A 12,354-nucleotide genomic window follows, 5' to 3' on the forward strand; every position below is an offset into this window, starting at 1 on the left:
AAGCGCCTATATGGCGCTTTTTTTGTGGCTGCTTTTCACTCATCAAACTCTGATGCTTGCAAGTTAAGTGACTTTAACCATCAAACAATTGCTGGTGTTTAATCATTTTGCCTGTGCACAGCGTCAATATCATCATCGGCATGTAGCTCACTATTGTGTCTGCGTGCTAGCCAAGCACTACTTGATATTGAAATTGTAATAGATATCGAGGGATTGCCCTAAGGTACCGGATACTGTTTCAAGATAGAGTTGGGATAACAGGTAATATCTGACAGTCATCTCATATCCAGGATTGAATACGCCAACACCGTATTTGACCATAAGGTTATCACCGATAAAACCACTGATGGCAACACGGCCCTCATCATTAGTATCGAGTTGCACGTTAGAGAAACCAAATTCTTCGATAATGCCCGCTGCTGTATTTCCAATATTATTAATTGCGCCACCGCCACCAACCTGAGCACTGAGTCCCAGCGCAGCTCCCATCATCAAGGAGTTGTTCTGCTCATTATTGGTACTGTTGAACCCGCTGCCTTTAATAATATAAGACAGAATTTCGGCTTGTTCCTTGGCCGGATTAGAGAAAAGGGTGACCACCGGCCGAGTGGGAGTACCAGTGACGCGCACTCCCGCGACCAGATCTTCGCTCTTAATTTCCCGAATTGCTTCAATATTTAAATTAGGGACAGAAGGTGGGCCTACAAATTGCACTTCACCCGTACGGATTTTTAGCGTTTGCCCCATAAACTTATAGTTGCCTTGTTTGACCTTAATATCTCCAAATAACAGGGGGGGGCGAAACGCCTGTTGCTGAAGTTTTAAGGTTCCCTGTAGCTTACCTTTGAGGCCCATACCATCGATTTTAAGATCGTTGCCAACGTTAATATTCAGGTCGGCCACAATGGCATAGGGGCTGGCTTTAGGTTGCGCGGCGGCAATAGAGTCATTGAAAACGACATCCTCTGACAAGGCTACACCACCCTCAGCCAGTTGCACTATCTTAATATTACCCGAGGGAACATCGACTACGCCTTTGACTTCAAGTTGTTGGCTGCTAAAAGCAATCGTGAGATCGGGCGATACATCTAAGAGTGCGAGTGGTGGTTGGATTACCGCCAGTTTATCGCCTTTGACGGCAAGTTCTCCGCTAAACTGCCCTTGAGGCCAACGCATTTGTCCCGTAATTCGGCCTAAACCATTGCCCATCATCCAGCGACCTTTAAGGGATGCCTGCTGACCGCCAAGATCCATCGACAGATCAATTTTATTGATAAGGGTAGGGTTCGCTGTCAGTGCAAGAGCTCCTTGAGTGAGCGAAACATTACCCGATACTTCGGGGGCATCTAGGGTACCAGCAAAGTTTAATTTGCTAGTCAGTAAGCCTTCTAGGGTATTGAGCTGTGGGAAAAATTCGCCAAGAGGTTGAAGGTTAATTTGTGTGATATTGGCATAACCCGACAACGAGCGGTCAGGCGTCACGTTAACAGTGAGTTCACTTTGCCAGCTTGCCACGTCCTGTGACTCAAAGTTGATAGACGACATTAGTCGTTTGGCATCTAAGTTAGCTTTTAAAGCAAGTTGCTGATATTTAATGGTGACTTCGCGATTTTTGGCGCGTTTGAGTTTGATGCTACCGGGATCGAAGTTAAAATCGACATTCGCCGTGGGTTTTCGCCCTGCGGTCCAAGCAAAGTTTGCCAATAGCGAAGAGCGACCATCCCAATCCATATTGCTTGGTAATACTGGGGCTAAAAGTTTACCAAGATTACCAGCATAACTTAGTTGCACCTCGCCTTTTTTACCTAGCGAGATTTGATTATCTAAACAAATCTTACTGTTAGGGTTGACTAGACAGAAGGGACTGACATTGCCTTTGGTTGTATTTTGATCCCATGCAACAAGGATATCTTTATCTATTTCCCAGCGACCAACAGGAGTTGCCAAGTTAATTTTATTCACTTGAGCTTGTAGTCGAGATTTTTTCATATCGTATTGACTGGTCACGCCAAGCTCGAGCCCCAAATCCCCAGTGGCACTTAGGGTCAGTTTTTGGTTTTGAATATCGCCCTTACTGCCAAAGGTGACGGTATCTAGATTCTGTGAACCGAGTTGTAGCGCCTTAGACTTGAGCGATAGGGCAAATTCGTGTGCATCCAAAGGCTTATAGTAGGCTTTGAGCGTGGATTCCCTCAGCTTAATATTTTGGTGCACCAGATCGACCAGTTGTGCGGTTAACTCAAGCTGTGGATGTTTTTCATCCCCAGTGACATTGATATCGGCCTGCAATTGGCCGCTGGCTTGGGGTAGCCATAAACCAAAATCGGGGACTTGCAACTTACCCTCAATGTTCCAGGTTTTGTTGGTTTCTCCCGCTAAAGTTAAGGTGGAACCCAGTACCTTGGCATTGACCCCTTTGGCGCTGATATACAGTTTATCGTTGATACTGACATCGGCGGTGATATCAAATGGATATCCCTGCAAGGTGCCCGACAGTTGAGTGTCCGTTAGAGCAACTTGCCACTGTTTATCTAACAAACGTCCCGTGGTCTGTAATTGTCCAGAGATTAAACTGTTTGGCAGGCTGCTGCTTGCAGTGGCAGGCATCGCCTTATCGGTATTTGTGCTCGGTGTTTTCGTGTCCTTATTTGGCGTTGATTCTGGCGTCTTTGCCGTTTCTGGCAGGGTGATTTCCTGTAATTTCAGGTTATCGAGCAATACCTTGGCTTTCCAATTGATCGCCTTAGCGTAATCTAGTTCACCGGTCACATCGATCGAACCTAGCTCGCCCTTAGCATTAAACTGCTTAATATCGAGTTTCGCATCTTGATGATGGAGTTCACCGCTAATGGCTAACATTTTATGGAAAGGTGTGGTGACATTTCCTTTGAGCGTCGCGGCTTGTTGAGTAAGGGAGCCTTGGCTGTCGAGGTTAAGATCGCTGACGAGATACTCGGCATGTTGCAGTGGCCACTGTGCGCGGGCTTTCTCCAGTTTGACCTTGTAGGGAAGCGTGGGATCTTTCAGGGTCAATTGCCCATTGAGACTAAAATCGACATCTCCTTTTGCAAGGGCTTGAATACCGAGTTGTCCGACACTTTGGCTAAGCGTGAGGCTTAATTGTTGATGTGTCAGCTCCGGTAACTCGGCAACCTGAGTCACATTGGCCTTAACCTCAAGCGCGAGCGGATAGTCCTGTTCGAGGGCGAGTTGGCCCACCACAGAAAGATCTCCATAACTGTGGCCAAGTTGCAGTTTATCAAGGGTTAACTGATACTTGGCAAATTGCCCCTGAAGCTCAATATGGCTAAACAGATCTTCGCGTGGCCCAATCTGCAAACGGCTGTTGTCTAAGCTAAGTTGTTTTACATCCACCGGAAAAGGCATAAACACCTGCGGCAAATGGGCAAGTGCCCATTCCTCTGTAGATGTTTGCTTATCGGCGTTTTTATCAATTTGCTTTTCAGCCTGGGTATTCGCTGGCGTTTGCGCCGTAGCTCCCTTATTAGCAATGGGCTTATCCGCTGAAGCTTTAGCACTTGCTGTCGCCACTGTGGTTGCTGATTTTTTGGTCTCAGGCTGAGTTGTCGCCGCTGCGGTCGTGGTTTTTGCAGTTGCAGCTGTCTCGGCTGCCTTGGTGTCAGTGACTTGTGTGCCTGTGATTTGAGTATCTGTGACTTGAATACTTGCGCCTTGAGGATCTGTGGCCTGTGTGTCTAGCACAGGGCTGTCTTCGGTAGGAATTAACACAGCCAAGCCTTCACTGCTAAGCTGCTCGACTGTCAGTCCTTCGGTAAACCAAGTAGCGGCGGTCTGAATATGATTGGCCGAAAAGCGCATCTTATCGACCGCAATATTGATGTTGTTCAGTTCGGCGCTGTCGAGCTTTATCCCAAAGGGCAGAACCAGTTCACTCGGCTCATCATTTTCGGGGGTAGCGTCGGCTTCAGTGGAACCTGAGCTTAAGGCCTCGGTATCGATATTGACATCGATTTGGCTCGCCGTTAAAGCATTCACGCACAGCTGTTTTTGTAGCAAACACGTGGGTTGCCACGCGAAATGTAAATCCTTGAGCTCAACGTTAATCCCTTCCATCGACCAACTGGCGTGGGCTAAGGTGAGATCCTTATTTAAGGAGCCAGAGGTGTAGGTGAGCGCCAGATCGGGCACAAATTTATCGGCTAAGCCGACACTGATCCGTGAGCCAATTTCAGTCCCCAGCAGTAATGCCATCATCACTAAGAGAGTTAAGGGGACGTAAACAATAATGCGCGTACAGAGTTTAAATATTTGCCATAGGCGCAGCTTTAGGGTTTTAGGCGGAATACAAGTTGGGTTTTGTTCCACAGTTTGTGGCTCATGCGTTTGATTTTCATGTTGAGCGGATGTATTGGGCTCATGAATTGGGGGCTGACTCATAATTCTGTCCCCATGGTTAAGTGAATACGCCATGAGCGGTCGATAGTGTCTGTCTCTTTCAAACCTACCCCTAAATCCAACTTAATTGGGCCAATGGGGGATATCCAATGGATACCACCACCTACGGCGATAACGGGCTCAAACTGATTGTTATCAAAAGCGTTACCCGCATCGACAAAGGTTGCAACCCGCCATGTTGGTGTAACGTAATATTGATATTCCAAACTACCAACCATTAAGTAACGGCCACCGATAACCTCCCGATTGACCTTGCCATCGGCATCGATATAGTCCAGATAAGGGCCTAACTCTTGATAGCCATAGCCGCGAATGGTTTGGTCACCACCTGCAAAGTAACGCAGTGATGGTGGGATCAAGGCTAACTCATTTTCATTGGCAAGGTTGGCGGCTAAATCCATGCGGGCCACGATTCTGTGGTTATCAAAAAAGGTGTCAATCCACTTAAATTTTGCCTGCAAGCGGGCAAGGCGTGTTTCTGAGCCTAGATAAGGATCGGCATAATCTAGGCTGTAGATTTGCCTAAAACCGGATTTGGGATCGAGGGTGTTATCGCCACGGGTAGTTTTAGAAAAGTTAATCCCCGCTAGGTAAAAACTCGGGCTGTAGTCGATATCTGACTGAGTATATTCTTCACGAATGGCATCGAGGGAATAGCTCATGAGCCATTGATTTTCCAGCCGTTGCTGTCTTAGTAGACCGAGTAAATACTTGGTCGCTTCTAGCTGCCCTGTGTTGCGAAAATCACGATTTTCAGGCTCGTAAACTTGTGTAACCCCATATTTATCCCGCAGTAAGCCTAAACGGATCTTCAGTTGGTCGTCCAAAGGATGAGTCAGTGGAATGGTATAAGTGGTTAAAAACTTGGGTCTGTCTGGCGACCACTCCAAACTGGTTTCTTGGGAATGGCCGTATTTATTGATCTGCGGGGTTCGCCAAGTAACACGCACCCTAGGATCGAAGGTCTTATCTGCGCTTTGGCCGATATCACCACCTAAGCCTAATTCGATGGAATGGCTGGCTTTATCGGTCAACTCTACCTTGACGGGCAGTTGATTATCTTTTGCCTGATCGAGCTGTGGGATCACTTTAATATTGGAAAAATAACCCGTATCCAGCAATTGACGGTTAAGGGCGCTGACTCTGCGAGTCGAATAGGCCGCATCTTCCTTAAAGGGGATAAGTTTGGTGAGAATATCCGGCTCTAAGGTATGACCTTCAAAACTGACTTGGCCAAAATGGTAACGTGCGCCAGAGTTAAAATGCAGGCTGATTTGGGCGGTGTTTAAATCGCGGTTGATGTTAATCTGTGATTCTGTAAATTCGCCATCGAAATAGCCTCGCGCGAGAGCGAGCGTCACCAGTTGGGATTTGACATCCGAATATATGCCGTGGTTGAGCGTATCTCCGGGCTTAATATTGACCTCAGCAAGCCATTTGTCGAAGGCTCGGTCGTCAAGCATTTCGCCTGAAAAATTAATATCGACCCATTGAATTTTAACCGGTTCACCTGCATTGACCGTAAGCTTGAGTTCCCAAGGACCTTTCTCTTTCTCGACTAAATGTTCCTCCAACTCTCCATGGTAATACCCCATAGACTCTAGGGCGGTGGTAACATTGTCTTCCACATTAAATAAGAAGGCTCGGCGCTGCACTTCGGAGTCAGGCATTGCACCTAAGTGGGCGAGAATATTACGCTTCAGGGCTTCGTCGACCCCATTGACTGAAAGCGTTAAAAAGTTATCAGCGGCCATAGTCGCTGATGCCACTAAACTTAGACTCAGTAGCAAATGAAGACGAAAAGATAATGAGGTAATTTGCAAGAATCGCTGCACTTTATAGTCCCTGTGATGTGACTTCATTGTCGCCAGAATAGCGTTAACAGGCAAGGAGATGATTGAAATTAGTCATTGAAATGGTTACAAAGGACGTTACTGTTTAAGGGGATGTAAATAATGAAAATAAAATTAGCCACCTTTAGTTTAATTCTCTCGAGTGCACTTTTTATGTCACAAAATACCCAAGCAAATGAAAAACCTTTTGCCATTGCGATCCACGGTGGCGCAGGCACGATTTCTAAAGCCAATCTCACGCCTGAACTGCGACAAGCCTATAAAGATAAACTAAAAGAAGCCGTCGATAAGGGCTCAAAAATATTAGAACAGGGTGGAGATAGCATACTTGCCGTACAAACAGCCATCAATGTATTGGAAAACAGCCCATTGTTTAACGCCGGTGTCGGTTCGGTTTACACCTATGATGGTGGTCATGAGTTAGATGCCTCTATCATGGATGGTAAAACCATGAATGCAGGCGCTGTGGCAGGTGTACGCCATATTGCTAATCCAATCGATTTAGCTATAGCGGTGATGAATAAGTCCGAGCATGTGATGCTCTCGGGCGCGGGTGCTGAGGAGTTTGCCTTGACTCAAGGTTTTACGCTGGTACCTAACAGCCATTTTGATAGCGATGCCCGTTATCAGCAATTACTCGATGCCAGACAAAAATTGCAGGCGGCTGAAAAGTCCGAGCAAATTGCAGGTATTGAGATGAAAGATCTCGATTATAAATTTGGCACCGTTGGCGCAGTCGCTTTAGACAAAAACGGTAACTTAGCGGCGGGGACATCCACCGGCGGCATGACGGCTAAGCGCTTTGGCCGGATCGGGGATTCGCCAGTGATTGGTGCGGGCACTTATGCGGAAAACGGCGTTTGCGCTGTATCTGCAACGGGTCACGGTGAGTTTTTTATTCGCTACCAAGTGGCGGGCGATATCTGCGCTAAGGTGAAATACCAGCAAAAATCCATTATTCAAGCGGCGGATGAAGTGATTAATCAACGTCTTATCACGGCGGGCGGTTCTGGTGGGGTGATTGCGGTTGATCATCGAGGCAATGTTGCTGCCCCCTTTAATACAGAGGGGATGTACCGTGCAACCCGCACCAATGGTGAACCCGCACAGGTAATGATTTGGCAGGACCAATAATGTGAGTCACCTGCGATCATCACAAAGAATAAGTGCCGCATAATCGGCACTTATTCTTTTATTTGTAAGATATTAGGGCGTGTTGACGTTTCAAGATTAAATGTTGCTCGTCCCGGCTGCACGTGCTCGCGAAACGAGGAATGCTGTGTCGTTATTCTACTCAAATGACTAGCGGCTCTTATGGCAGGAAGTAAGTCGAACCCTTGGGGCAGCATTTGGCGGGCGTTTCTGCCGCATTATCGTCCGTTTATGTAGAATAACTACACGGACTTTGCCTTGCATAAACGCCCGCCAAATTGCTTCAAAAATAACCCTAAAACGTCAAAACGCCCTAGATATCTCATGAATTGACAGGGCTATTACTTTTGAGGTCCATATGCATTTTGATTAGATGTTCTTCCATATCGAAGGTCACCTTAAAGCCTAGGCTTTTAGCAAGACTTGCCATATTGCGGTTTTCAAACATGGTAAAGCCTGTAAGCACAGGGGTGTCATTGGCTTGATAGTATTTAATCAATTTTTCAAGCAGCAGTTTACCTAGCCCAATGCCTTGGTGATCCCCCCGTACCGCCATAGCAAATTCTGCCTCGGTATTATCGGGGTCGATGGAGGCCCTTACCGCGCCTAAGGTAATGTCATCGCCATCGGGCCCTTTGGCCGTAGCGATAAAGGCCATTTCGCGGGCATAATCGATTTGAGTCAATACCGCCATTTCCTCGTGGGTCATTTTCGAGCGTACGCCAAAATAGCGTTTATATCTGTCCTCATCGGAGAGGGAGTTATCAAAGGCCAGATGTTTAGGCTCATCCTCGGGAAGAATGGGGCGAAGCATCACTCTGAGGCCATTTTTTAGCTCGGCAAATTCTTCTAACTCTTTGGGGTAGGGCATGATGGCAAGTCGAGAGGGATTATCCGTATTGGCATCGTGTAGACGGATATTCACATCGAGCAGGGTAATGTTTTCCCCCGCCGCCAGTACAGGGTTGAGATCTAGCGCCGCAATTTCTGGACAGTCGATAATTATATGGGATATTTGCGTCAGCATCACGCATAGGGCGTTCATATCAAGCCCTAGTGGCAAATGCCGATCTTTTAACTTATGGGTTTTTAGGGCTTGGATGACCATATAACGTGCCAGCGCCATATTGAGTGGAGGCAAAGCAACCGCCGCATCTTGAGTCGGATCCCATTCTGAGCCGCCTTCACCCAAACAGATGGCCGGGCCAAAGACGGGATCGCTTATCACGGCGACACGGATTTCCTGCGCGCCCGCAGTCAGTGCCATCTTTTGTACTATCATGCCTTCGATAATGGCGTCCGGATTGGCTTGGTGTACCCGCTGGGTAATTGCATTCGCGGCATGGCGAATGTCTTCCTCAGAGGTGAGATTAAGCATCACCCCGTGAACATCGGATTTATGCAAAATATTGGGTGATTGCACCTTCAGCGCTAGGGGGTAACCCGCCTCATTGGCAATAGCGACGGCCTCATCAGCATCTTTGACAAACCAAGTGTCGATAGTATTGAGGCCATAGGCGCGCAAAATCGGGCTGGCTTCATGGGTTTCGAGTACCGCTTTACCCTTGGCCTGCGCCGCTTGCAGCAATTTTCGCGCCGTTTGGCTATCGGTCGGAATATTGTCGGGGATCGACTGCGGCACTTCCTGTAGCAGTTTTTGATTGCGACGATATTCCACCATATGCATAAAGGCGCCTACTGCACCTTCGGGGGTGCGATAGGTGGAGATGCCGCCCTTAGTAAAGCGTTTGCGGGCTTGATAGGCCGAGTCTTCACCGCTCCAGTTGGTGAGGATATTTAAACGGTTTTTCTTCGGATGCGCGTGGATAACTTTAATTAAGGCATCGGCAATCTCGACACTTTCACCAAGGGCTGAGGGCGAATGCAATACTAAAATGGCATCTAATTCCTCACTATCCATTAGGATGGAGAGCGCATTGGCATAGCGGCTAGCATTCGCATCACCGATAATATCCACCGGATTTTGCTTCGACCACGTCGAGGGCAGTACTGTATCAAGCTTAGCAAGCGTTTCTGGGGATAATTCTGCTAATTTCCCGCCGCGCAGGATCAGTTCATCGACGGCTAATACCGCAGGGCCGCCACCATTACTGATAATACCTAATCGCTCTCCCTGCAGTGGATTGGAGTGGGCAAGGCTTTCAACCGCGGCAAAAAGTTCTATTAAATCATTTACCCTCAGCATCCCCGCGCGCCTAAAGGCGGCTTCATACACAGCATCATTACCACCGATACCGCCCGTATGTTGTTTCGCGGCCCGTACGCCTTCGGCGCTGCGGCCCGATTTGATCACTAAAATCGGTTTATTACGCGATGCTGCTCGGGCAGCAGAGAGAAAATGGCGCTTCTCATTAACTGAGTCGATATACAGCATAATGGCACTGGTACGGCTATCGCGGCCGAGATAATCGAGCAGTTCATCGAAGTTAATATCAGTGGCATCGCCAAGGGAAATAAAAGACGAAAAGCCAATCCCTTTGTTATTTGCCCAATCGAGCACTGTGGTGCATATTGCCGCTGATTGGGATACAAACGCAATTTTGCCGGGTAAGGCACCCGCATGGGCAAGGCTAGCATTGAGTCCTAAGGGCGGTAAAAGCATCCCTAAACTATTAGGACCAAGGATTCGCATGCCATAACGTTTGGCATGTTGCATGGCTAGGTCGAGTAAGCTTACACCATCATCGTTGACCTCCTGCGCCATCCCAGAAGCCATAATAATTGCCACTTTACAGCCAAATTGCGCGAGAGTTTCGACAATCGCGGGTACACGGCTAGCACGAGTACAAATCACCGCGAGGTCGGGTTTTATCGGTAAGGCTTCAATGTTGGGATAGGCAAGCACGCCCATAACCGCGCGATATTTGGGCGTAACGGGCATGATGGGCCCAGAAAACCCGCTGGATAGCAGGTTTTTCATCAGCACATTTCCAGCACGTTTCTCGCTATTAGAGGCGCCAATGATGGCAACGGATGTGGGTTTAAATAAGGAATGTAGTGTACGTTGACTCATAAATGATCCCATCCCAGACGAAGACGCTGCCAGTGTAACCTACGCACGTGGGGCTGCACAGTTTTGATTCAGGTATTGCGTGGTAAGTTTATTAGTAAATCATTAAGTTAAATGCGGTAAACATCATATTTTTATCTTTAATGAAACATTTTTAGTAATAGCGAGATCTCTGACTACAGAAGCGAAACCCTGTGGGCTTTGCGGAGATTTTGGTGACCAAATGCTACAAGGCAGCAGATGGCAAACGTCTACTCCTTGCCTCTCGTCATCTGAGTCGACGTGTTACGAGAGAATAAGCTTGCCAGAGCGAAGATAATCTAATCAAGAAATGTCAACACGCCCTCAACAAAGTAAAATTTTTCCGTATTTGTTTGAAAACCCCTGAATCTCAAACTACTTTTTACACACGGATAAATTATTGTGAAGTGTTTATGAGATACATGGATGGCATCATCGCAGTCTTTGCAATAGCAATAGGTTACTTGGTGGGGTCTATTACCCTTTGGCTCCTCAGTCCGGTGTTGGCGGTTGCCGTGATGCTATGTTGGCAATTTTACCGTCAGCAGCAATCTTCAGTGATGTCTAGCACCTCTCAAGTAGAACAACGGGATGGCGTCGCTCTTGGTTGGCAAACGCACCAACGCTTATACCAAGAGGCGATTGCGACTGTTAGTGAATGTGAAAATAATATCCATAATGTCCTGCGGGTTCAGGAAGATGCGGTTAATTTACTCGGAGATTCTTTTGATGGCTTAGGCCGGCTGATGACTGAGCAAACGGGATTTATCTCTGATCTAGTAAAAAGTACTGATGATGCTGAGATATTTCACTCCGAGCAGATGAAACAATTTGCGAATAATACGTCGCAAACGTTAGAACGCTTCATTCAATCCACCATCGAAATGTCTGCCTCAACAATGGAATTGCTTGAGAAAGTTAACCTTATTTACGAATCCATGCCGCAGGCGATGAAGGCCTTACAGGATATCGATCAAATATCTTCTCAAACAAACTTACTCGCTTTAAATGCCGCGATTGAGGCGGCGCGTGCGGGGGAAGCGGGTAGAGGCTTTGCGGTCGTGGCGGATGAAGTGCGTGCATTGTCTAACCGCAGTTCTGGATTTAGTGAAAGTATTCAAAAACAACTGAGATCTATTCAGAATCAGATTGAACAACTCACCCAGCATGTAAGTAAAGTTGCCGCACAGGATATGAGTTATATTATTGATGCAAAAAAAGATATTGATACAGCACTCAAACAAATTATCGTAAAGGCGGAAAAGGATTCTAAGGTCATTGCGCGCATTGATTCATCTGCGCATGAACTTGAAACGGCAATTTCAGATACGATAAGGGGATTACAATTTAGTGATATAACCTCTCAAAGTTTGTCACACACCAATCAAGCGTTACATCATTTAAAAGAATCGCTCAAACAAGTCACAGCTATGTCTTATGAGGAGTTTGGAATTACCGGTGAAGACGTGACTGAAAAAATGAGTCGGCACCGAAATGAAAAACATAATCCCGTATCAAGGAATGAAATAACGAGTGGCGAAATCGAACTCTTTTAAATGGATATTATATTATGTCAAACATTCAGACCATTATCTTGCCAGAGCGATTTGACTTTTATTACCACAAAAATTTTACACGAGACTATCAACAAATCTTAACTCTTAAGGACGTTAATCATATTATTTTGGATTTTAGCCGAGTGTTATATCTTGATAGTTCAGCATTAGGCATGATGGTACTGCTATATCGAAAAGCTCAAGAAAAGGGCATGTCGACATCAGTAAAAGGAGCTCATGGTCAAGCCGAGGAGATATTAACCATCGCCAACATGCAGAAAATTTATATCATCGAGTAATCTAG

General features: G+C 46.7%; 6 protein-coding genes. 3 read left to right on the top strand and 3 right to left on the bottom strand.

Annotated elements, in window-relative coordinates; genetic code table 11:
• Positions 1 to 177: 177 nt before the first annotated feature.
• On the bottom strand, positions 178 to 4,419 hold the full coding sequence (gene tamB, locus M0413_RS08385) for an autotransporter assembly complex protein TamB (RefSeq protein ID WP_249553790.1): 4,242 nt from the start codon (positions 4,417 to 4,419) through the stop codon (positions 178 to 180).
• Positions 4,416 to 6,272 (bottom strand): autotransporter assembly complex protein TamA, encoded by a 1,857-nt coding sequence (locus tag M0413_RS08390; protein ID WP_037417987.1) that lies wholly within the window; start codon positions 6,270 to 6,272, stop codon positions 4,416 to 4,418. The genes tamB and M0413_RS08390 overlap by 4 nt, the downstream gene beginning before the upstream one ends.
• A 120-nt stretch (positions 6,273 to 6,392) precedes the next feature.
• Here M0413_RS08390 and M0413_RS08395 point away from each other — a divergent pair, with 120 nt between their 5' ends.
• Positions 6,393 to 7,424 carry an isoaspartyl peptidase/L-asparaginase family protein gene (locus M0413_RS08395; protein WP_249553792.1) on the top strand — a complete coding sequence of 344 codons (1,032 nt, stop codon included), beginning with the start codon at positions 6,393 to 6,395 and terminating at the stop codon, positions 7,422 to 7,424.
• Between the two features lie 340 nt (positions 7,425 to 7,764).
• Here M0413_RS08395 and M0413_RS08400 read toward each other — a convergent pair whose 3' ends face one another.
• The gene (locus M0413_RS08400; protein ID WP_249553794.1) at positions 7,765 to 10,476 is read right to left on the bottom strand and encodes a bifunctional acetate--CoA ligase family protein/GNAT family N-acetyltransferase; all 2,712 of its coding nucleotides are present in this window, start codon (positions 10,474 to 10,476) and stop codon (positions 7,765 to 7,767) included.
• Positions 10,477 to 10,907: 431 nt separating this feature from the next.
• Between M0413_RS08400 and M0413_RS08405 the strand changes: the two genes are divergently transcribed.
• Complete coding sequence (locus M0413_RS08405) at positions 10,908 to 12,050, top strand: methyl-accepting chemotaxis protein (RefSeq protein ID WP_330130764.1); 1,143 nt, start codon at positions 10,908 to 10,910, stop codon at positions 12,048 to 12,050.
• Positions 12,051 to 12,064: 14 nt separating this feature from the next.
• Positions 12,065 to 12,349: an STAS domain-containing protein gene (locus M0413_RS08410; protein ID WP_037429105.1), complete on the top strand. Its 285-nt coding sequence runs from the start codon at positions 12,065 to 12,067 to the stop codon at positions 12,347 to 12,349.
• The last annotated feature ends 5 nt before the right edge of the window (positions 12,350 to 12,354 follow it).

Source organism: Shewanella sp. 8A, assembly GCF_023475945.1.
Taxonomy (GTDB): Bacteria; Pseudomonadota; Gammaproteobacteria; order Enterobacterales; family Shewanellaceae; genus Shewanella; species Shewanella xiamenensis.